19 protein-coding genes are annotated in these 22,815 nt (G+C 51.3%); 7 read left to right on the forward strand and 12 right to left on the reverse strand.

What is annotated here, in order from left to right; genetic code table 11:
• Nucleotides 1–3: 3 nt before the first annotated feature.
• From EG028_RS05095 to EG028_RS05115, 5 genes are read right to left on the reverse strand one after another with little or no spacing between them, the layout of a single operon-like run.
• Nucleotides 4–585, reverse strand: a complete 582-nt coding sequence (locus EG028_RS05095; protein WP_120515289.1) for a hypothetical protein — start codon at nt 583–585, stop codon at nt 4–6.
• A 53-nt stretch (nt 586–638) separates the two neighbouring features.
• Nucleotides 639–1,958, reverse strand: a complete 1,320-nt coding sequence (locus tag EG028_RS05100; protein ID WP_162946285.1) for a DUF4302 domain-containing protein — start codon at nt 1,956–1,958, stop codon at nt 639–641.
• A 29-nt stretch (nt 1,959–1,987) separates the two neighbouring features.
• Complete coding sequence (locus EG028_RS05105; RefSeq protein ID WP_120515287.1) at nt 1,988–2,893, reverse strand: zinc-binding metallopeptidase; 906 nt, start codon at nt 2,891–2,893, stop codon at nt 1,988–1,990.
• Nucleotides 2,894–2,928: 35 nt separating this feature from the next.
• Nucleotides 2,929–4,383 carry a RagB/SusD family nutrient uptake outer membrane protein gene (locus tag EG028_RS05110; RefSeq protein ID WP_120515286.1) on the reverse strand — a complete coding sequence of 485 codons (1,455 nt, stop codon included), beginning with the start codon at nt 4,381–4,383 and terminating at the stop codon, nt 2,929–2,931.
• Nucleotides 4,384–4,393: 10 nt separating this feature from the next.
• Nucleotides 4,394–7,786 (reverse strand): SusC/RagA family TonB-linked outer membrane protein, encoded by a 3,393-nt coding sequence (locus EG028_RS05115; protein WP_120515285.1) that lies wholly within the window; start codon nt 7,784–7,786, stop codon nt 4,394–4,396.
• Nucleotides 7,787–8,017: 231 nt separating this feature from the next.
• Between EG028_RS05115 and EG028_RS05120 the strand changes: the two genes are divergently transcribed.
• On the forward strand, nt 8,018–8,305 hold the full coding sequence (locus tag EG028_RS05120) for a SelT/SelW/SelH family protein (protein WP_120515284.1): 288 nt from the start codon (nt 8,018–8,020) through the stop codon (nt 8,303–8,305).
• A 7-nt stretch (nt 8,306–8,312) separates the two neighbouring features.
• Here EG028_RS05120 and EG028_RS05125 read toward each other — a convergent pair whose 3' ends face one another.
• The 3 genes from EG028_RS05125 to EG028_RS05135 form a co-directional block, all read right to left on the reverse strand.
• Nucleotides 8,313–9,413 (reverse strand): Fic family protein, encoded by a 1,101-nt coding sequence (locus EG028_RS05125; protein WP_120515283.1) that lies wholly within the window; start codon nt 9,411–9,413, stop codon nt 8,313–8,315.
• Nucleotides 9,414–9,734: 321 nt separating this feature from the next.
• Nucleotides 9,735–11,372: a sodium/sugar symporter gene (locus EG028_RS05130; RefSeq protein ID WP_120515282.1), complete on the reverse strand. Its 1,638-nt coding sequence runs from the start codon at nt 11,370–11,372 to the stop codon at nt 9,735–9,737.
• A 118-nt stretch (nt 11,373–11,490) separates the two neighbouring features.
• A complete protein-coding gene (locus tag EG028_RS05135) occupies nt 11,491–12,384 on the reverse strand; it encodes an inositol oxygenase family protein (RefSeq protein ID WP_120515281.1) in 894 nt (297 codons plus the stop codon).
• A 155-nt stretch (nt 12,385–12,539) separates the two neighbouring features.
• Between EG028_RS05135 and EG028_RS05140 the strand changes: the two genes are divergently transcribed.
• The 3 genes from EG028_RS05140 (at nt 12,540) to EG028_RS05150 (ending at nt 16,281) form a co-directional block, all read left to right on the forward strand.
• Nucleotides 12,540–13,541, forward strand: a complete 1,002-nt coding sequence (locus tag EG028_RS05140; RefSeq protein WP_120515280.1) for a LacI family DNA-binding transcriptional regulator — start codon at nt 12,540–12,542, stop codon at nt 13,539–13,541.
• Between the two features lie 243 nt (nt 13,542–13,784).
• Complete coding sequence (locus tag EG028_RS05145; RefSeq protein ID WP_221198096.1) at nt 13,785–15,707, forward strand: hypothetical protein; 1,923 nt, start codon at nt 13,785–13,787, stop codon at nt 15,705–15,707.
• Nucleotides 15,708–15,774: 67 nt separating this feature from the next.
• Nucleotides 15,775–16,281 carry a PPC domain-containing DNA-binding protein gene (locus tag EG028_RS05150; protein WP_120515278.1) on the forward strand — a complete coding sequence of 169 codons (507 nt, stop codon included), beginning with the start codon at nt 15,775–15,777 and terminating at the stop codon, nt 16,279–16,281.
• 43 nt (nt 16,282–16,324) lie between these two features.
• Here EG028_RS05150 and EG028_RS05155 read toward each other — a convergent pair whose 3' ends face one another.
• A complete protein-coding gene (locus EG028_RS05155; protein ID WP_120515277.1) occupies nt 16,325–17,077 on the reverse strand; it encodes a MerR family transcriptional regulator in 753 nt (250 codons plus the stop codon).
• A gap of 112 nt (nt 17,078–17,189) precedes the next feature.
• Here EG028_RS05155 and EG028_RS05160 point away from each other — a divergent pair, with 112 nt between their 5' ends.
• The 3 genes from EG028_RS05160 to EG028_RS05170 all read left to right on the forward strand — a co-directional run bounded on the left by EG028_RS05160 (nt 17,190) and on the right by EG028_RS05170 (nt 19,319).
• Nucleotides 17,190–17,636 (forward strand): DUF6756 family protein, encoded by a 447-nt coding sequence (locus EG028_RS05160; RefSeq protein WP_120515276.1) that lies wholly within the window; start codon nt 17,190–17,192, stop codon nt 17,634–17,636.
• 85 nt (nt 17,637–17,721) lie between these two features.
• Entirely contained in the window at nt 17,722–18,066 is a 345-nt protein-coding gene (locus EG028_RS05165) for a YciI family protein (protein WP_120515275.1), read from the forward strand.
• A gap of 5 nt (nt 18,067–18,071) precedes the next feature.
• On the forward strand, nt 18,072–19,319 hold the full coding sequence (locus tag EG028_RS05170; RefSeq protein WP_120515274.1) for an RNA polymerase sigma factor: 1,248 nt from the start codon (nt 18,072–18,074) through the stop codon (nt 19,317–19,319).
• 101 nt (nt 19,320–19,420) lie between these two features.
• Here the strand turns inward: EG028_RS05170 and EG028_RS05175 are convergent, their stop codons facing one another.
• The 3 genes from EG028_RS05175 to EG028_RS05185 are packed head-to-tail and all read right to left on the reverse strand — an operon-like array spanning nt 19,421 to nt 22,814.
• Nucleotides 19,421–20,299, reverse strand: a complete 879-nt coding sequence (locus EG028_RS05175) for a DUF6528 family protein (RefSeq protein WP_123864567.1) — start codon at nt 20,297–20,299, stop codon at nt 19,421–19,423.
• Nucleotides 20,300–20,310: 11 nt separating this feature from the next.
• Entirely contained in the window at nt 20,311–21,204 is an 894-nt protein-coding gene (locus EG028_RS05180) for a sugar phosphate isomerase/epimerase family protein (protein ID WP_120515272.1), read from the reverse strand.
• A 59-nt stretch (nt 21,205–21,263) separates the two neighbouring features.
• Nucleotides 21,264–22,814, reverse strand: a complete 1,551-nt coding sequence (locus EG028_RS05185; RefSeq protein ID WP_120515271.1) for a RagB/SusD family nutrient uptake outer membrane protein — start codon at nt 22,812–22,814, stop codon at nt 21,264–21,266.
• Nucleotide 22,815 lies beyond the last annotated feature (1 nt).

Genomic DNA, 22,815 nt, shown 5'->3' on the forward strand with positions numbered 1-22,815 from the left:
TATTTAGTCCTTCAGGCCCAGGAAGGCTTTGACGGCCTTGTAATCGTTCCAGTTGATGGCCTGGCGCGCGGTGGTGCCGCCGGGTATCAGGATGTACCGGAACTGGAATACCTTGGCGTTTGCCTGGTTCAGGCGGCTACTGAGGTCGAAGTTCGAGATCATGAATATCTCTCCTTCGTAGAAAGTGGTGGTGCAGCTCAGGCCTCCGCCGATGTAGATGTCGAACAGCGGCAGCGGATCCACTTCAGGCTCAACGGCGGTACCCCAGTTGAAGTATACTTTTATTTCGCCCCCGTTCAGGATCTCTTTCGTGAGTTTAGCTGCGGGAATGGTGGCGGTAAAAGCGAGCGTGTCGCCGGTGTCCGGGTCTTTTTCAGGGAGAAACGCCACGTCGAGCCACGCGGAGTAGATCACATTGGCGGAACCGGGCTGACCGTTTGCACCGTTCGGGCCAGCGGGACCAGCGGGGCCTGCGGGGCCGGCAGGGCCTGCGGGACCGGCGGAGCCGTCTTTGGAACAGGAGGCTGCAAAAACAGATACAAACAGCATAAGGACATATACTATCCGGGGCGTTATCCTTTTCATACAAAGTTGATTTTAGTTATTAATAATTGATATTTCGCATAACAGTTGTCGTATTAATATTCCCAGGTGATCCAGGCTTTGGCGTCCCTTACGCTCACCATGTCGTAAGTGCTTGCGCTGGTTTGTACCAGGTAATATCCCAGGGGGTCTATGAACTGGACGGCCGTATTCACGTACGGGTCTTCCGCCTCCGGGGGCACTTCGCCCAGTGTGCCGTAATAGGGGAACACTACCCTGCCGTTCGTGGAGAACTGCGGCGGTTCAAATGCCGCGCCGAACATAATGGTAGGCGTCCCACCCAGATTGTGCACCCATCCGGCAAGGTCGTATGTAACACCGGCATCGGTCCCAAAGCGGGGCCAGAAAACGAGGAACATAAAATCGGGAATACCGCGCAGGCCAAAGGCGTCATCCACCCCGTTCACATGGAAGCCGTTGACCGTAGCCCAATAACCATCCTGCTGCGCCATAAAGTTCCACCAGCGGCGGGGGCCTTCCAGGTCCACCACCACGGGAGCGATAGCGCCTACGATGGCGGATGGCGTAGTGCCGTTCACGTTCATGGTGAAGGAGGAGGTGCCGGTATTCCAGCTGAAGTTCGAGAAAGAACTGATGGTGTTCGCGCCGTCCACCAGCGGGGTGGTGAGCTGGATGCCGGTACCGTTCACAATATAACCGGTGGTATGCTGGTGCGCGGCTCCGCCTGCGTCTTTCCAGGTAAAGGTGACCGTTCTTTCCACACCGTTCACCTGTATCTCGTATTGTGTGCCGCCGTAGTTGAGCCGTTTGAAATAATTGAGGATGCGGGAGCCGAGGTCTTCAAACAGCAGCACATTTTTCCACTGCCCGTTTTGCCACATCTGTAAATCCTGCTGGCTGGCCCTTTTCAGCACCATTTTGCTGCCCTTGAAACGGCCGGTGAGTTTGATGCTGTCCGCCGCGAGGGAATCCAGTGAAAACTCGAAATCGGAGTGCAGGCCTTCGCCATATTCACCGCCGTTCACCCCACCGTCCGGGTCCGCGAGGATGTGGATATAGGAATAGGTATCGAAGAGCAGCGCGGGCTGCTGCAGCGCCTTGAGGCGATAGCTGCTTTCTTTGCGCTCGGAGGCGGTGAGTGTGTCTATATCGCCGTACATCAGCACGCGGTTCGCATCGTTGAAGCTGAAGTGAAAATTATAGACACTGCCGGCAGCCGTTTCGAGCCGGGCATTCCAGCCGTACTGGGCGCCGGCAAGGGCGGCCTGGTAGTCGCCAAGCACTTTGTTGATCCGCTCGTCCGTAGTGCCGGAAAACACGGAGTCATTATTGTCCTTACGGCAGGAAGAGAACGCCAGTAATGCCAGTAAGAGATATGATAGAACTCGTTTCATCTGATTCATGTTGGTCCGAAATGGGATAATTACCGTGTCAATCCGTCTATGGCGGTCCTGGTACGTGCCTGGAGGCTATAGAAATTGATCTTCCATGCTTCCGCGAAATATTTCACGACGATGGCTTCTTTCTGCCGCAGTTTTGCCTTTGCCTGCTCGGGCGTGGTACCGTTCGGGCCGGGGTTGGTAATACCGTTCACCAGGTCATCAAAACCCTGTTTGCCTTCCACCAGCATCGTAGCGATCATTTCCACGAAGTCTTCGTCCGGTGCGCTCATGGCGTAGGCTGTCACAAATCCGTCTGCCCGTGCGTTCGCTTCGGATACGTTGTTCCAGTTGGACGTGTACATGCCCACCGATATCCTTTTGAATTCCTGCGGGTAAAGTATATTCTGGTGCAGGATATGCCCGAACTCATGTTCGATGGTATGGAACATTTGTTTGACGTTGAAAGAATCACTGGGCACATAACCTGCCATGGCCTTGGTGCGGAAGTCATTTAAAACATACAGCACAATTTTACGGCCGCCTTCCGCGGTACCCAGGGTGATGGTACCATCCGTATTATAACTGGCGCTTCCTACCAGCACAAAATGTTTGGGCACATATCTTTTCAGGAACAGCGCGCCGGCTTCGGCTTCATAAGGTTTAAGCCAGGCCTGGCGGATGGTGCTCAGCACGGGAATGATCTTTTCTTCTTTGGGCGGCACCAGGGTGTGGGTAAAGTCCAGCTCGCCCTGGTCCCATTTGTATTTCACGGCTACGTTCAGCGGTGTGGTAAGACTGTCTTTGATCCACACGTCTATGGGGCCGGGCACCCAGGTATCTCCGCCGAGGCCGGGGATGTCGTTCACATCATCCAGCGCATCGTCTCTCCTGCAGGCGGCCATGATGCAGCATGAGAAGAGGAAGATCAATATTGTAGAATGCTTCATATGCATGATTGTGCTTTTAAAGTTTTTGTCCTGTGTTAACGCGGGTTGCCCTGCACCCCTGAAATAGCGGCGGAAGACGGTATCTGGAACAGCCTGCGCGGGTCGTTGCCCGTGAGGTTGAAGGTGCCGCCGCCCACCACCGTATGGGAAACGGGGATGCGGTAACGGAGTATATCGAACCAGCGCATGCCTTCCTGCACATATTCGGCGCGTTTAAAATCAAGGATGGTGCGTATCAGCGCGGTTTGCAGGTTATTCGTACCATAAAAGTTGCGGACCCTTGATGGTGTGATGCCATGCGCGCCTGCATTATAACTGCTGATGCGCGTGGCTGCATAGGTGTTCAGATCCTCAATAGCAGCTCCCGTATTGTTCAGGTAAGTATAAGCTTCCGCGCGATTGAACAATACTTCTTCCGCGGTGAACAGCGGCACCATCACGTAAGCCGTGCCAATGCCCGCATTTACGGTGGAGCGCACGAAATATTCATTCACTTTCGGGATCAGCTGGTTTTCCGTACTTCCTGAGGAATAGGACTGGTTCCAGAAAGCCCATTCTCCTCCGGTTACGTTGTCCGACAGGATTTCATTGCGTTTCGCGGGATTCATGGCATAACGGAAATTGAAATAATAACGGCCATATACCGAAGGCGTTTCCACCAGCAGCAGGTTTGCCGGTTCGGTGGCTTTGGCATAGATGGAGAACAGCTCCAGGTAAGTGATGGTCATATACCGGGTGTTCCAGGGGCGCAGCATAGGAGTGATGTTGTTGTCCGGGAATACGAGGGTGGCGTATGTCACCGCTTTTGTCCAGTCCTGTTTGAAGAGGTAAAAGCGGGAAGCAAAGGCATAAGCGGCCGTGGTGGTAAAGTGGTACGCGGGCACGGAGTAACGGTTGTTGTCCAGCATCGGCATGCCCATGAGCAGATCATTTTCGATCATTTCATATACATATGCCACGGTTTTGCGCTCGTATTGTTTGATCACCACGTTCTCCGGCTCGGTCACATAAGGAATGCCCGGGCTGGTGGCTGCGGTGGCGGGATCGTAGGTTTCAGAGAAAAAAGTGACCAGCATAAAATGCGCGTACGCTCTTGCCACCAGGGCTTCGCCTTTCTGCGAGCGGTAATTCTCCGGGTCGGGCGCTTTGTCGCAGGCCTGGATAGCGAGGTTTGCCGCCGCGATGGCCGCGTAGCAGGCATTCCAGTAATACTCGGGGGAGTCTTCCTGGTCATCTCTTACGTCGCGGAACTGGAAGGGATCCGTATTGGTATTTTCGATAGTGCCGCTTCTTTTGTCCGCCACGTTATCTGAGGAGCCTTCGGTGAAGGCCATGTAATTCGCCTGGGGGTAAGCGGTGCCCAGCAGTCGGCTCACCTGTTCGGGCGTATTCAGTTCCGCCCGCATGTCCGGCGGCTGCTCCAGGTACTTTTTACAACCGGCGGCAGTGAACGCGAGAAAAACACTTGTATATATCAGCAGTCTTTTCATGTTGGTACAATTAAATGCCCACTTTGAGGGTGAGGGTGAATTGTTTCTGTACAGGCAGCGCCACACCGCCGGAGTTGAAGAACTCCGGGTCCTGCCCTCTCAGCTTTTTGTCCGAATAGATCAGCCAGGGATTGATGGCCGCCCCCGCCACGCTCGCGCTGTTCAGCCCGATCCTGTTGAGCAACGCGGGCTGGAAATTGTACGTGAGCGATACGGTTTTCAGCCGCACAAATGCGCCGCTGGCCACCCTTTCGGTGGAATAGTTATAGTTGTTGTAAGGATATTCTCCATTGAGGGTGGATTGCTCCAGGGCGCCCAGGATGGAAGGCACATTGGTCACCTTTTCATCGCCCGGCAACAGCCAGCGGTTCAGGAATTCCTTGGGAGCGGCATCCAGGTCCGTATAAGAGGTTTTGAACGCTTCATACAGCCGGATCTTGTTGCCGCCCTGGGCGGTCACGAAGACGTTCAGCGAAAAACTTTTGTAATTAAAAGTGTTGGACCAGCCGCCGGTTACGATAGGATCCACGGGGCCCTGGTATACGAGGTGGCTGATATCCCTGTCCTGCAGGTATACGCCGCTGCCGGTCTCTCCTTTTTCGTTGGTGAACAGCGGGTCGCCCCTGCGCGGGTCCAGTCCTTTGAACTCGAGGGAGAAGAGGCTGCGCGCCGGGTAACCCTGGCGGTTGCCGCCTTCGGCCTGTACCATATTAAATATCTGCGGACGGCTTCGGTCGTTGGTGATCTGGTTTTCGTTGTACCCGAAAGTGAAGTTGGTTTTCCAGCCCCAGTCCCTGCGGGTGATCACCGGCCCGCCTACCATCAGTTCGGCGCCCCATGATTCCATATCCGCATAGTTGGCTGCTTTTTCGGACTCGCCGCCGATGCCGGAGGTACGGATGATGCTGATCAGGTCGAAGCTCTGGCGGTAATATCCATCCATGGTGATGTTCAGCTTGTTTTTGAACAGGCCCAGGTCCAGCCCTGCGTTCGCAGTGTAGGCCTTTTCCCAGGTAAGCTCCGAGTTCTCCAGGTTGGCAAGCCTGATCACGGATTCCACTTCTGTAAAGAAAGGCCGGGTGGTATTGATATTACGCAGCACGATGCTTGAATTGGTAGCTGGGCCCATACTCGCGGTGAGGCCGTAAGAAGCTCTCACGGTGAGGTAATCTATCCACGTCAGGTTCTGTATGAACGGTTCCCTGTCCGCATTCCAGGAAGCGGCAAGGCTCCAGGTGGGCAGCCAGCGGGCGGTGGTGCTTTTCCCCAGCCTGTTGGAACCGTCGTAGCGGACCGTACCGGTGAAGTTGTAGCGCTGTTTGAAAGTATAGCCGGCGGAGCCGTAGAACGCCACAAACCGGTCGTAGTCCTTGCTCATACCATAATACGGGAAATTGCTCTCGATGGTTTGCTTCACGATGCGGTAATCCACGAACGGTATGCCGCCATTGTCGTACTGGTAACCAAAACCGGTATTGCTGGCCTGCTGGCGGTCAGCGGATTTTACCTGCATACCGGCCAGGAGGTTCACGGCGTGCAGGTTATTGAATGTTTTTATGTAGTTGAGGCTGTTCCTGAAATCGTAGCTCACCAGCTGGTCTTCCGTCCTGTTATAAAAACCGCCGTAGGGCAACACTACAATCGGCTCCGCTTCCGGGTTCTCCGGGTCGCGGTAAAGGAAGCGGTTATTCTGCCGGATGGTGGAATTGCCATCCGCACGGTAAGCGTTGGCCATATTGGCCCTTTCCGTGATCTGGTGTTCCATGCTGGACTTCACATACCGCAGCGCCCCTACAAATTCAAAGGTGAGCGCGGGAGTGATCTTGTATTTCAGGTCGCCCTGCAGGCGGAGGTCCGCCACGTTGATATTCAGATAATTGTTCTCCAGCTCGGTGAGGATATTAAAGGGCGCAAAGTTGCGGCGGAAATATTCACGGTCGCCGTTTTCGTCGTAGGCCGTAAGGGTGCGGCTGGCGTTGAGGGCGTAGCTGAAAGGGTTGATGTCGAAGTCACGGTCGAACTGTCCTTCTACGGGGTTCTCCTGCCGGCTGAGCGAGCCGGGGGCTCTTTGCTGCCTTACGGAAGCGAGCGTGGAGAAACCTACGCTGAGGCGGTCCGAAAAATTGTAGTTGTTGCGGAAGTTGAGCGTGTAGCGGCTCACACGGTCCGCCACGGTCCAGCCATTGTCCCCATAATAACTGGTGGAGAAATAAGACTGGGATTTATCCGTACCGAAAGAAATGCTCAGGGAATGTTCCTGTATAAAACTGTTATTGAAGAGCAGGTCGTACCAGTCCGTATTGGCGGCGGCGTACCTTTTCAGGAAAGCGGCTTTGCTTTCAGGTGTGTTCGGCAGGATAAAATTGCCGTTGGCGTCCACCTGCGTGAAAAGATCATACATTTTTCCGTACACGCCGTAATCAGCGCGGTCCAGGATATTCGGCTCCAGGGAACCTTTTCTTTCCAGTTCGGCCAGTACGGACATTTGCTGCGAGGAGTTCATGATGCTGTAATCCGCGTAGGAAGGTTTCAGCTGGGTGCTGAAGTTGCCGGTGTAAGACACGAGGGGTTTGCCCACCCGGCCTTTTTTGGTGGTGATCACCACTACGCCGTTCATGGCCCTTGCGCCGTAAAGGGCGGTGGCGGCGGCGTCTTTTAATATCGCGAAAGATTCAATATCGTTGGCGTTCAGGCCGGCTACCGCGGAGCCCAGCAAAGTGGTAGGATCGCCGCTGGAAAGCTGGTCGTTCGAAATGTTGATGATCTCTTCCAGCACCACACCGTCTACCACCCACAGCGGTTTATTGTCCCCGTGGATGGAAGTGGCGCCCCTGATGCGGAGCTTTGGAGCGGCGCCGAATGCGCTGGAAACGTTCTGTACGGACACGCCGGCGGCACGGCCTTCCAGCATACGGCTCACGTCTGCCAGGCCGTCTATTTTCACTTCATCGCCTTTGAGGGTGGTGGCGGCCCCGGAGAATTTCCGTTTGTCCAGGTCCTGGAAGCCGGTCACTACCACTTCGGAGAGCACTCCGCCCAGCGAAGCGAGCTGGATATTGATCGGCTGGCCGCGGTAGATGGCTACCTGTACCCTTTTGCCAATGTAGGAAAAACGAATGCTGTCCCCCATGCGGCCTGCCAACACAAAATTGCCGTTGGCATCGGTGAGGATGCCTTTGCGGTTGACGAGATTTTCTACGGTAACTCCGGGGAGTGCGATTTTTTCTTCCGCGTCCATAACCCGTCCCCTGATCTGGGAGCTGGGCACTGAGTCCTGAAAAGCCGTGGTTTCCGATCCAAAGGTGTAGGCAGGTGTAAAGGCTGCGAACAGTAACAGGATAAACAAGACCGGGAGCTTTCGGCGCCGCTTCCCGGCATCACAGGCGTAAACCTTTAATTGCATGAGCGCATATTTGATTTTGGTACATTTTGGTTGATAGGCCGTCGGCTCTCAAATGCTTTACTACACAAGCATGCTCTCTTTTGAGTTAAACAGACAATCAGCAGAATTTCAGTTCTATTTGGGTATCTTATCCGTACAAAAGATACATAAATAAATGCGTGATTTAACTTTTTTGTAACGTTTTTTCTGGCCGGGAAGCAAACAAACGCGAACAGGCGTACATTTACGGATATGAAACCGGGAGTTACCATTTCTTATTGCCCAAAATGCGGCTGGCTGCTGCGCGCGGCCTATATGGCGCAGGAATTACTGACCACTTTTGAAGAGGACCTGAGCGGGGTTACGCTGCGCCCTTCCGAAATAGCCGGAAGTTATCAAGTATCCCTGAATGACCAGATCATTTTCGACCGTAAACGGGACGGGCATTTTCCCGAAGTGAAGGAACTGAAACAGCGTGTGCGCGACCTGGTGAACCCGGGCAAAAGCCTCGGGCACGCGGACAGGAAGGTGGAGGGGTAGGATTTTCTTATTCGCTCAGGACATAACTTGTGCTTCTTCCCCCTGCATCTTCTTTGCGTAAAAGCCCTCGTCCGATCAAATCCTGGATATCACGTATCGCTGTATCCTGGGAGGTCTTGGTAATGACAGCCCATTTGGAAGAAGTAAGTTTGCCGGTAAATCCGTCAAGTAATTTATTGAGCATAAGTTTCTGCCGGTCATTTACTGCCTGCGTTAACGGGCTTTCCCATAACCTCGCCTTTTTTATTACTGCGCCAAGCGTTATATCTGTCGCACTCACGGCACGATCCAAACATTCGAGGAACCATATAATCCAGGCCGTTATATCGAGCGTACCTTTTTGTGTTTCTTCCAGAATATCATAATAACGATGACGCTCTGTTCTGATCTGTGCGGACATGCTGTAAAAACGGTGCGGACTCCCATCAGCACGAGCCAACTGCATATCCGTAATTGCACGTGCAATGCGCCCATTACCGTCACTAAACGGATGTATCGTAATAAACCATAGATGGGCGATAGCTGCTTTTAATACCGGATCGATAACTTCATGTGAATTGAACCATTGCAGGAATTTCTCCATTTCATTTTTGAGCTTATCAGAATCCGGCGCCTGAAAATGTACTTTCTCCCGCCCCAGGACACCGGAAACAACCTGCATTGGATTGCTTTTACTATTATTTCGCCACGCTCCGGAAATGAACTTATGTATCCTGTTACCGCCTACCGGAAATAACGAAGCATGCCATCCGAAAAGACGATTGTCTGTCAGGATAGCTTTATATTGTTGTGTAGCATCGAGCATCATTTCAACAATGCCTTCAACATTTCTGTCGATGGGGACAAGTCCTCCTATCTCAATGCCTAAACGTTGCGCGATGGAAGAACGAACCTGAGCAGTATCTAATATTTCACCTTCGATCTCGCTGGATTTCACGACATCCATTGTCAGGGTTTTAAGCGTTGCCAGTTCCTGTAATTGGAAACCCAGGCTTTCCATGCGGCCTAAAAGTCGTCCCTGACGATGCCGGACATTCGCTAAAAGGAGAGTTATTTGTTCAATATCCCATTGAAAATCCGGCCAGCTCTTTAATTGATGGATGTACATTCTTCGCACTTTATGCGTCGAATATACACCTTATTCTCCGCATTGGCAAGTTAATCTACGCATCTTATGCGTAGATTAAGGGGGTTATTCTCCGCATAAGTTATAAAAAACAACAATATTTCTCCTTGGGCGCCATTGAAACTATAAAGGCAACCTTTGGATTTACAAAATGAAGCATTATACCATTGATAACCAAGTAATTAATCCGATCACAATAACCGTAAATAGTGGGAAATACAGAAGATTAAGCCATATGATTGTGGACTGGCAAGATAATCTCCGCTTATATTGCGGAGATTAGAGGGTTTATTCTACGCACTTTTACCAAAACACCGTATACAGCGCCGTCAATATCCCGCAGATGATCACGGACATCACCACAAAAGAAGGCGATACGCGGAACAGCGACTTGTCTATCTCGATCGGCGACGCTTCCTCCGACTTCGGCTTCATCAGGCTGATCACGATCATTACGCCCAGGATAAGCCCAAAGGTGATGGACATACGGTCCAGGAAAGGAAAGTCCGGGAACCAGCCTCCCGTCCATACAGGCAGGAATTTGAGCACCGTCGAGATCGGGATGGTGAGCAAAGCGCCGGTAAGCGCCGCTCCCGCGGTGGTGCGTTTCCAGAAAAAACCCATCAGGAAAATAGCCAGTACGCCCGGGGAAATGAATCCTACATATTCCTGTATGAACTGGTACGCCTGGTCCAGCGATTTGAGGGCGGGCGTCACGATCGCAGCGATCAGCATCGCAATGATCACCGCGTATTTCCCTACGCTCACCAGTTGTTTTTCGGAAGCGTTTTTATTAAAGAACTTCTTGTAGATATCCAGCGAAAAGATCGTGGAAATACTGTTCGCCTTACCCGCCAGCGAAGCCACAATAGCCGCCGTGAGTGCGGCGAAGGCGACCCCTTTCAGGCCGGGCGGCAGCAGGTTCATGAGGGTGGGATAAGCATGATCCGGTTTTACTTTTTTCACACCGTCCACTACCCCCATCATTTCTTCCTGGAACATGCCGTTTTTGTGCAGTACAAACATTACGATGCCCGGCAAAACGGCTATCACCGGCACCAGCAGCTTCAGGAAAGCAGCGAACAAAATGCCGTTGCGGGCCGTCTTCAGGTCCGCGCCCAGCGCGCGCTGCGTGATATACTGGTTGCAGCCCCAATAGGCCAGGTTGTTGATCCACATGCCGCCGATCAGTACAGACAGGCCGGGGAGGTCTTTATAATAAGGATTGCTTTTATCGAATATCATGTGAAAATGCTCTGGCGCTTCTTTTCTCAACACTCCCAACCCTTTCCAGATATCGCCGTCGTATCCGAAACGGTCCGCGAGCAGGTCCAGCGCGAGATAAGTGGTGACCAGCCCGCCGAGGATGAGCACCAGTACCTGCACCACATCCGTATAACCGATCACTTTCATGCCTCCCAGCGTGACCAGCACGGCAAAGACGCTCAGCCCCGCAATACACCATTCAAAAGAAATAGTGGAAATGGAAGCGATGGCCAGCGCGCCGAGGTAGATAATGGACGTGAGGTTCACAAATACATACACCAGCAGCCAGAAAACGGCCATGACGGTGCTCACCTTGTCGTTGTAACGTTTGGCGAGGAACTGCGGCATGGTGTAGATCTTGTTCTTCAGGTACAGGGGGATAAACACGACGGCCACGATAATGAGCGTGGCGGCGGCCATCCATTCGTAGGTGGAAATGGCCAGCCCCAGGGCGAAGCCTGAGCCGGACATGCCGATAAAATGTTCCGCGGAGATATTGGATGCGATCAGCGAGGCCCCGATGGCCCACCAGGTGAGCGAACCTTCCGCCAGGAAAAAATCCTTGGAGTCCGTGGTGGCGGATTTCTTTTTGTGATAAACGTAATACCCGTAGGCTGCAACAGAGATAAAATAAATGAAAAAGACGATGTAGTCAGCGAGATGCAGTTTGTTCATGTGTGGAATCAGAAGGTTAGGTTAGTAAAAGATTTCCCGCAGAGGGCTTCACATGAGCGTTTCTCTGCGGGAAATTACTGAAGTTGGAGCGTACTTCGCTGAAGTATCAAATGAAGTATTAGAATTTTAACGTAGACGGGAGGTATTTGGCCACCAGGTCCTCATAATAAGGCCTGAGCACTTTCCAATCCGGGGGTGTGGGATTTTTGGAATAAAGGTCGTAAGGGTTGAAGAGTTTTACCCAGTGCAGCATTTCGCGGTCATGATCGTCCAGCAGCTGGCTGTAGGCGCCTTCGCGGTGCCAGGCATAAAAGGAATGGTAACGAAGCATGTAGAGGCCCTGCTCGGGGATACGGCCCTTCAGCATCTGGTATACGTATTCGTCGTGGCCCCAGGACATATCCACGTTCCGCAGGCCGCAACCTTCCTTGTACACGCCGGTGGGCGTCTGGTACTCGGGGTTGTTGTAATCGGGGTTGTTTTTGAAGAACTCCGGGTACACAACTTTATCTGAATATTGAACGCCTACAGGGAAGGTATCGCCCACTACGGCCCATTGCGGTTCACCGAAGAGGCAGAGTACCTTGCCCATGTCGTGCATGAGGCCCACGAGCACCATCCAGTCCGGGTGGCCGTCCCTGCGGATGGCTTCGGAGGTCTGGAGGAGGTGCTGGAACTGGTCCAGGTCCGTATCAGGGTCTGAGTCATCCACGAGCTGGTTCAGGAAGTCGAAGGCCTGCCAGACGGGCATTTCCTTTTTGTCAAATTTCAGGTAGTCCGCTCTTTTCTGCTGAACAAACTCGTAGGTTTGATACGTGTGATTGAGGCGGTAAAATTCTTTAACGGTGTCTCTCTGGGGGGAATCATAGTTCCTGTATTCATCCGTGGATTTATCGGTGGCAATGCTATCCGGGTCAGGATAACGTTCCAGTACGGCGTCTTCCCATTCATCGAGGCTGTTGAGCGGGTTAATCTCCTTAGCGGTAAATGATGAATTTTGAATTGTTGCCATGGCAAGTATTTTGTAAATTAAGTGATTAGTTGAACACTATAATTTCGGTCATTTTTGAGGATTTTCATATCACGCCACCGCTTTATTTACGAAACCGGTTTCGCTGGAATACCGGTATTTAGGGCTAATTTAGCATCGTAAGGACTTATCAACCAATGAAACAGATCAATATCAAGGCGCTGGCGCAGGAACTGAACCTTTCCGTTTCCACCATCTCGAAAGCCCTTCGGGACAGTTACGAGATCAGTGATGAAACGAAACACCGTGTGCTGGAGCTGGCCGCCAAACTGAATTATACGCCCAATCCTTACGCCAGTAGTTTGCGTGGCAAAAAAAGCAGGAATATCGCCATCGTGATTCCCGAAGTGGCGGACAGCTTTTTTTCGCAGGCCATCAACGGTATTGAGAGTGTGGCCAAAGGAAAGGGATATCATGTGCTCATTTGCCTCACGCACGAAAATTACGAGCACGAGCAGGCCATCCTGAAAGAGTTCCAGAGCGGCCGGGTGGACGGGGTGCTGATGTCCGTATCCAGTGAAACGGCCAGCGGCGGGCATATCCAGGAGCTGATCGCCAAAGAGGTGCCCGTTGTTTTTTTTGACCGCGCACTGAACGGCGTAGCGGCCGCCCGCATCGTAACGGACGATTTCCAGAGCGGTTACAATGCCACCGCTCACCTTATAGAACAGGGTTGCCGGAACATCGCTTTCCTGGGCGTGTCCAGCCAACTGTCCATCAGCAACGACCGCATGGCGGGTTACCGCAAAGCGATGGAGGAAAAAGGACTGCCCTTCCGGGAAGTATACTGCTCTTCCTCCCCGGAGGACAATCATACCCTTGTCACGGACCTGCTGCGGCAGCACGGCAGGCCGGACGGCATCCTGGCTTCCGTGGAAAAACTGGCCACATCCGTTTACCAGGCCTGCGCGGAATTGCAGCTCAGCATGCCCGCCGATGTGAAGCTGGTATGTTTTTCCAACCTGGGCATCGCCGCCATGCTCTATCCTTCACTTACTACCGTTACCCAACCGGCGTTTGAGATGGGCAAAGCCGCTGCGGCCACATTGCTGAAACTGCTGGAGAAAAAACATACCGATCCGTCCGGGCTGGATATGGTGATACCGTCTGAGCTGATCAGGAGGGGGTCTTCGTTGTAACTGCTCTTATTTGTTGGTGTTAATTCTGGATGCCTGGTATCGGGCATTAGGATAGTATTGTGTAAATTAGGGGCTATCATTGGCGCAGAATGAGCGCTTTTGCGGTGCTTATCCCGATATCTAACCACAAATCAGATCCACATGCTGAAATCCCTTCTCCTGGCGGTCCTTATGGGCATTATCGCGTTCCCTTGTTACAGCCAGCATGCGGACCGCACCATTCCGTACAAGCAGCTGGATGCGGTGACCGATTCCCTGAACGCCTTTCTGATAAGGGAGCTGGCTATTCCAGGAACGCTACCAGAGCAGGCAAACGACTATTTTCAGAGGGCCACCATTGATGGCCGGCCATGCAATCTCCTTTTTGGTGTCGATTCTCTAATTATAAATGACACCCTCCTGATCAACACTTCGAAGAGGGGTGATACGTCAAAAATCATTTTTCAAAAGCTTCATTTTACCAAGCGGGTCATAATTCTGGGTGACGAATTAAATAGAGAGATTGAATTCAGGTACTGCTATTTTGAACAACCTGTTTACATCCTTGGTCATTTCAACAAAAAAATCGAGTTCTACCGAAACATTTTTGACGATAATTTCCGGCTAGGCACACCAGACACTGATAAGCTTGACCTTTCGGCCATCACTGAATTTTCGAAAGAATTTTCACTTCGGCAGAATGTGTTTATGAAGTCCTTTATGGCATTGCAATCCGGGTTTAAGGATGACATCTATTTCTACAACAATCTTTTTAACCAGATAGAAATTACGGGCTGTATTTTTCACAAAACCTTTCGTAGCCTGAGCGACAAAATACAGGGACATGCAAAGATTTTTTCTGTGAGATGCTTTAGGGATTTTGGTTTCTGGAACTGTAAATTTCAATCCAGTTTCAGGATCACCAATTCATGGTTTTCTCAAAATCTTTCGCTGGCCAAATGCGGGATAAACAGGAAAAAAGCCGGGGAAAAGTCCCCTGAGGACGGCCTGATCTATCGATGCCACTTCTCAAAGATATTGAACTTCGATGCCTCAGACATTCAGCATCTCAAGATCCATAACTCGTTCTTCAAAAAAGATTCTTCTGCGCTTTTATTGACACACAGTTCCATCAATAGCCTGGAAGTGACCACCACTACATATCCATACCTGATAGACTTGTCCAATACAACCATCAGTGATACCGGAACTGTAGACCTCCGAAACATGGCAATTCTTGATCCAACCGACCTGGGCCTCGATTCCACCATTGACTTTTCGCAACGGAACCGGGATTGTTATATCTACCTTGATAAAACATCCTTAAATAAGATACTTTTCGATTACAGGGATTTTAAATTGGCCTCTATTTTTTATGATCCGACTGTAGAAAATAAGACAAAGGAACTATCATTCGAACTGACCGAATTTTTAAAACTCCGCTTCCTGGACAGCAGCAGCGCTCCATCAATGGATGACGCCGATTTCATAACACTTGGCGTAGTGGAACAGGCGGGCATGCTCCCGCCCTTCCCGGACAGTGCATGGCGGGGAACGCCCGGGGGGCTGGTGAGAAAGGAGAACCTGTACAATTCGATGCTGCTGAAATTCAAGGAAGAAAATAACTCGAAGAGCTATGCGAAACTTGATATGGAATACAGGAAATTTATGCTGCTGGAATTTGATCCCGGCTGGTACAATACCCTCAGTTATTATGCCGGCAAACTATGGTGGGATTTCGGTTATAAAAAAAGCAGGATCTTCCTTTGGATCGTATTTTTCTTTGCAGCCTTTTCGTTGCTAAACTGGCGGAGGTTATATTTCCTGTCGAACAAGGTATATGCGATAGAAAACATATCCAAACAGCTGCGCGTCCATAAGAAACTAAAACATATCCGCCTGGCTGGAATTCCCCCGGCTCCCGTGACCGGTAAAAAAGCCGGCAAATGGATAACGCGGACAAAAAACAGCATTGGCTCAGCCTTCCGGAAAACGGGGATATTTGCCTGGTACTATGCATCTACCATGCTGCTGAGTTTTATTTACACCGGTTTTATCTTCTTCGGACTGCGGATGGATGGGAGCAAATTCCATCTCAAGAGGAACATCGCAACGATCTGGGTACTTTTTATCTATACCATGGGCATTATCTGTACTGGTTTCGTGATCAATCTCATCCTCCATTAGCTGCTTCTGTTGCAGTTGTTATTCTGGCATGGCAAATGTGGTGTAAAAGGGAATCAAGCTCTTTTATATGAAGACGGTCTATCTCATATTATTCACCTGTCTGTTTACCGCCAGGCAGGCTCACGCACAAACCAATGTTATGGACACCACCACCCGTTACATCAAAGTGCCTGCGGGTTACCTGATGGTATTGCGGCAGGGGGACGATGTGCTTGCTCAGATCGAATCGCTGGCCGTGAGAGAAAAGATTCCTTCCGCGAACTTTGCGGGGATGGGGTTTGTGAACGCCCGGTTCGGCTTCTTTAATTTTGACACAAAAGAATACGAACCGAAAGAGTTCAACAATGTGGAACTGGCCAGTATGCGCGGGTCCATCGCCTGGCAAAAGGGCAAGGTGTCCATCCATGCACATGGAGTGGTGACGGACAGGGAGTTCAAAGCCTGGGGCGGACATATGCTGGGCGCTACCGTCGGCACTGGCTCTGTGGAGATACTTGTGACAGTGCATGATAAAACACTGGAAAGGAAGATGGAAGATCCGCCTGGAGCGAATGTGCTGCAATTGTCCGAATAATACTGATATACAAAAGGCCAGGAATGTTCCGGGCCTTTTGTTGCTAACAGTTATCCGCAAAATAATGCATGGCCTTTTGCATAAACTGCCCGAATGCCGGGTTCGGCGTACCGTTTGCGGCGGTGTACCTTTCATCGGAGGCGTAGAGGTCACCCAAGCCCTTGTATGCCTCTATGGGCGAGCCGGGTTTGCCCCAGAATTGCAGGATAAAATGGTAATGGTCTGCTATCAGCCGTTGTACTTCCGGGCTATGCGGGTCTTTGTCCGCCATGGATACGAGCTGCTGCCCGTTGGCGCTGAAATTGGCCTTAAGGGTTTCAAACTCCTCCGGGCTCATTTTCAGCAGCTGTTCCTCGGAATGTTTCACCTGGTCCGGCCAGCGTTCCTGCGCCTCCTTGCGCCAGGCCTGCGCCTGTTCTTTGGGCAGGCCTTTATATAGATCTTCGTGGTTCATTGTGTGTTTGTTTTTGAGGTGATCAATTGTTTTGTCAAGCGTTTCCAGCAGCGTCCGGATGCGTTCTTTTTTTTGCAGCAGATTTTTTTTATGGTCCAGGAGGGCCTTTACCATATCAAAATCCGGATCATCGAGCAGTTCGGCGATGGTCTTCAGCTCAAAGTCCATTTCCTTGTAGAAAAGTATCTGCTGGAGCCGCAGCAGCTCTTTTTCGCCATACAGCCGGTAACCCACCTCCGTGCGCACGGAGGGCTGCAACAAACCGATCCTGTCGTAGTGATGAAGCGTGCGCACGCTTACACCAGCCATTTCAGCCAGTTTTTTCACCGCATATTGTGCCATACCTGGGTGCCTGTTTTTGATTACGGAACAAAGGTAGGGTATGACGTAGGGTTAGGGTCAAGGGTTGAGGGAAGTTTTTTTGAATTATTTTCGTAGGGATTATTTTAAGCGTATGTACTGGGAAGAAAAGATCGATTTACTGAAACAACAATATGCCCCGTCTGAATTCAGTGTACCTTTCACACAATGGGTGGCCATCAGTAAGGAAATTGAGCGGAAATTTATCATCAGGGCTCACTCCGGGCCGTTCCGCAACTGGGCGGAAAACATTCGCGGGAAAACCAAGCTGGGAGGAATCGGGCGCGGCGAACTTGTTGACTACCTATCGAAGCTTCCGTCTACAGCCAATTACTGGATGGTTGTTGTTCAGGGCAATGATATAAACGGGAAATACTACCTATATGATTGCGGGATAAAGCCACTTACAACATTGGCTAGCCTTTGTAATGGGGATTTTTATATCGTTGATAAAAAATATGCATGGCTCGTATACTTCAGCCTGGAAAAGGAAACGGGCAAGATCAATGTTTATTCCGGCAGCGATTCTCCCTTCCAATAAAATATATCTAAAATAAAAATCCGCCCCCTTTGTCCCCGTCCTCCATTTCTAATCGTTATGATTACGAAACCAAAAATTATTACCGATGAGAGAGTTCTTATTGATCTTCAGAAACAGCGATACGTCCCATCCCGCACCCTCACCCGAGCAGCTGCAGGAAAGGCTGAACTGGATGGCGGGCATTGCCGCACAGAACAAACTGGTGGACAAGGGAAACAGGCTGTCCGGCAGTATCGCGAAAACCGTACGGCCTGATGACGTCGTAACAGACGGGCCCTACACGGAAATCAAAGAGTTCATCCTGGGTTACGTGATCGTAAAAACCGCCACTATCGAAGAAGCGGTGGATATTGCCCAAAAGAATCCTATTCTTAAAATGGGCGGCAATATTGAAGTCAGGGCCATTTTAACGCCGGAAGAAAAAGGATAAGGCCGATGGAAGATCCTGTTGCACAGCATCACCCGTTGTTGCCGCACCTGTTCAGGCAGGAGTACGTCAAAATGACGGCTGTATTAAGCCGTCATTTTGGCCTGCAAAATATCGAGATAGCTGAAGACATCGTGAGCGATACCTTCTTAAAGGCAACCGAGCTGTGGAGCAGCCAGGGCATCCCTCCTAACCCGACCGCCTGGCTTTACACCGTTGCGAAAAACAGCACGAAAGATTACCTGAAACGCCATACGTTGTTCGAGACGCAGATCAAAACCGCTTTGGGAACAGGTGAATTACAGGCGGAACAGGAGGTTGATTTCACGCTACAAACCATCACGGACAGCCAGCTGGCCATGATCTTTGCCGTCTGCAACCCGGCCAATTCCACCGAAGCCCAGATCTGCCTGGCGCTGCAAATACTGTGCGGATTCAGCGTGGAAGAAATAGCCGCAGCGTTCCTTTCCAAAACGGAAACCATTAAAAAAAGGCTGGCCCGGGCAAGGGCGAACCTGCGGAATGATAATTTCCAGATCAGGCAATTGCAGGCGGAAACGATACAGTCCCGGCTGGATACGGTATTACGGACTATCTACCTGTTGTTCAACGAAGGATATGCTTCCAGCTCCGGCAATCACCTGATACGGAAAGACCTCTGTTCGGAAGCCATGCGGCTGGCGCTTATCTTAACCGAAAACAAACTCACCAGTACGGCAAAAGCCAATGCGCTGCTGGCTTTAATATGTTTTCAAAGCTCAAGGCTGGATGCCCGGGAAGATCATACAGGGGAGGCTGTGTTATTCGAACAGCAGGATAAACACCTGTGGAGCAGGGAACTGATCGAAAAGGGGAATTATTATCTCATCAACGCCTGCTCCGGAAATGAGGTTTCCAAATACCACCTGGAAGCGGCCATCGCTTACTGGCATACCACGCCCACGGATGACAATAAATGGGAACATATCTTACAGCTGTACAACCAGCTCGTCATCCTGGAATATTCGCCCATCACCGCGTTGAACCGGACCTTCGCGTTTGCCAGGGTTTACGGGAAAACGCAGGGCATACAGGAGGCGGAGAAACTGACGCTGGAGGATATTAATTATTATCATTCCCTGCTGGGTTATTTATACACCGGCATTGATACCGGCAAAGCCATCAAACATTACCAGAAAGCCGTGACCCTAACTAAATCCGTGTCTGAAAAGAAAACGCTGACAAAGGAGATAGAGCGGCTGATGCTTACGCCATAAGGGTTTCCCTTTGCCAGTGCCCGCTGGTGCGGGCAAAAAAAAATCCCCATCCGTACAGGATGGGGATGGCAAACAAAAAGTAACAGTTATAGATCCCGCGATCAGTTCGTAAACCACCGCGCTTTGTAAACATGCAGACCGGGGAACGCAAAAACACGTTCCGGTGAAGAGAATTTTACATGGAATGTCCACCAGCTTTCCTCAGGGATGGTGTAGATGTACTGTCCCGCTTTGATCTGTCCGAGGCTCTTTACGTTCTCGGCGTCCGGGAGGCCTTTCAGTTTGCTGAACTTTTGGTCTTTGATATTAAACACCCATGTGCCGTTATGTTCGGTCACAAAAAGATGTCCGCCATCGGGAGACGGTTGCAGCTCATGACCGCCAATGCCGGGGATCTTCCATTCATTTTTCAGCTGCAAAGCATCCTTTGAAACGATCTTGTACTCGCGCAGAACGGAATAACCCAGCGCAAAAAGGCTTTTTCTTTTCGCGTCCCATACCAGGCCGTGCGCGGAATACAGGCTGTCTGTATACAACACCTTTTCAGGATGGGCGATATCGAACAACATGATCTTGTTGCCCGCTTTGTTCGTGGAAGCGGCGGCCGCTATCCTGTTGTCCGGCAGCAGGGCGATGGAATGCGAGTTGGGGACGCTGGATACGAACATTACTTTTTTGTCTTCCAGGTTCACGACAGCGATAGCACCGGAGGAAGAAGATACCAGGATCTGTTTGCCGTCATTGATGGCTTTGCAGTCGTCCATGGTCCGGAATTTTTTGCGGTAGTCCTCGGAAAGGTCCGTGGCCTGGCTGGCGTCCCAGGTCCAGATCACCTCGGGAATGCTGTCTTTGGATTTGTTATAATCCACCAGCAACACTTTGGTGTCCCCGCAAACGAGGAATTTTTTGGCAGTCTGCGCATTGGCGGCGGACATAAAGAGCAGCATCGCGCCGAAGCAGAAAATGTTTTTAAAACGCATAATGATATTATTTATTGAGCGGCCCATGCTTTTTTCAGTGTTTCATAATTGGGCGCCAGGTCCTTAAAAGTAATATTATCGCCTTCTTTTTTCACTACCTCGTACATAAAAGCGCCTTCATATTTTGCGGCGATCAGCGCGGCGATCACATTGTTCCAGTTGATAATGCCGCGGCCGGGCATCCAATGCCGTTCGTTCACCGCGTCATAATCGGAGATGTGCAGGGTGCGGATGAGGGGACCGACAGCTTTTGCAAATTCTTCGGGTTTCTCCTGGAGCTGGTGATTGGAGTCAAAGCAGACGCCTACCCCATCGATGCCATCCAGTATCTGCAATATCTCTTTGCTGGTATTGGCCAGGCAGGTACGTGGCAGGCCCTCCAGCGCCAGGGAGGCGTTTTTTGCCTTACAATAGGCGGCCAGTTCCTTTAACGATTCACGGCAGGCCGCGATCCTTTTGGGCCGGTCTTCATCGGCGATCGGCTCCGTGCTGGGGTGGATCACGATCTGTTTTACATGCATCTCCACGGCCAGGTCTATGTACTCCTTTACCGCCGCAAGAATGGCCGGCCTTTTTTCCGGGTCTGTTTCGGAAATGTCAAGCCGTTTGCCATAAGGAATATGCGTGGACCACAATACCAACCCGGCCCGGGTTGCGTCCTGGTATGCCGTACGGGCGAACGTGAGGCGCTCCGCCGGTGTGCCGCTCACCAATGGCCCTTTCCAGCCTATCTCCAGGTAATCGATACCGCTTTGTTTCACCTCCGCGAGGGTAGCGGGCGTCATGTCCGGGAGCAGGATGGTGGAGGTTCCCAACTTCCAGCTTTGAGGAATGGCTTTTGACTGGGAGAATGCTGTACCGGAAAAAAGAACCAGGTAGAAAACCGCTGCAATGATCTGTTTCATGGTTGATATTTTAGATAAAATGGCTGAATGTTTGATCACATTCAGCCATTTTAAGATAACTAATAACCCGGATTTTTTTCAAGATTAGGGTTCCTGTCGCGCTGAACGTCAGGGATAGGCCACCAATAATCTCTTTTGGGATCAAATGTACGGGTCATGATCGGTTTGTTGTCGTAAGTGAGAATGGCGCCTTTCATCACTGTTTCCGCAATTTTCCAGCGGCGGATATCATTGTAATAAAATCCTTCAAACGCCAGTTCTATCCTTCTTTCACTGCGAACGATGGTACGCATTTCATCCTGGCTCTTCCCGATTCCGATCTCCGGCATTTTCGCCCTTCTTCTTACCCTGTTCACCGCTTCGCGCACGGATTCGTCCGGCGCTGCCAGTACTTCGTTCTGCGCTTCGGCGTACATCAGCAGCACGTCCGCAAAACGGATCACCATATAGTTGATCTCGGAGCGGCCGCCCTGCAGGTTGTTCGGGTTGGCTTCCTTATCGTAAATGGTGTATTTTTTGGTGCCATACCCTGTCACCACAAACCTGGTAGGCGTTACGAGCTCGCCCTGGAACTGGTCGCCGGGATATACGATGGTAGCGTACATACGCGGGTCACGGTTTTCGTAGGGTTTGGCGGGATTGTACAGGGGAGACTGCGCCTGCGGCAGGCCGTCTTTCATCTGGTAAGCATATACAATATCCTGCACAGGCGCGTTCGTATTGTACTGGCGGCCGATCAGGTCAAAGGAGCTGCCTTGTGTGGGCGCGGTGTATTGTACATCGAATACGGATTCGATGCTGTTGTCGTTCGCGGGCAGGAAGAGGCTGCGGTAATCGCTGTACAGATCGTAACCTGTACCGGCGAGGTCCATCACGGCTTTAGCGGCATCCGCGGCCAGTTTCCATTTGTTTTTATCGCCGGTGGTATTGATCAGCGGGCTTGCTTCGAACAGGAGCACACGGGCTTTCAGGGCCAGCGCGGCGCCTTTGGTGGCACGACCTACATTTGCGCCGGTATATTTTACGGGCAGCACGGCCGCGGCGGCATCCAGGTCTTTCAGCACCTGGGCCACCACTTCTTCCCTTTTGTTCCTCGGGAGCATGGACTGCGTTTCCGGGTTCGGCTGATCGAGGATCAGGGGCACGCCGCCGTAGTACATTTCCAGCAGGGAATAATACAACGCGCGGAGGAAAGCAGCTTCCGCTTTCATTTTATCTTTCGCGCCCTGGTCCATCGGCACACCGTCTATCTTGGCCAGCAGGGTATTGCAACGGCCGATACCTTCGTAGGCAGCGTTCCAGCGGGCGGTTACGATAGCGGAGTTCGATCCGGTCTGTGTGCCGGAAGCGATCACGTTCCAGCCACCGGAGTTGTCGTAATTATAAGCATTGGGCGTGGCGGTTTCTTCCCAGAGCGGTGTAGCGGTACCGCCAAAGGCGCCTTCGGAACGAAGTGTATTGTAACAGCCTATCAAGCCCATGTTTGCATTGGCTTCGGTGGTCCAGAAGATCCCTTCTGTATAACGGTCGGTGGGTTCGGTGTCCAGTATTTTATTTCCACAACTCGTCAGCATCACGCCAGCTATAAAAATATAAAGTATCTTTTTCATA

The sequence above is a fragment of the Chitinophaga barathri genome (assembly GCF_003807585.1).
Taxonomy (GTDB): Bacteria; Bacteroidota; Bacteroidia; order Chitinophagales; family Chitinophagaceae; genus Chitinophaga; species Chitinophaga barathri.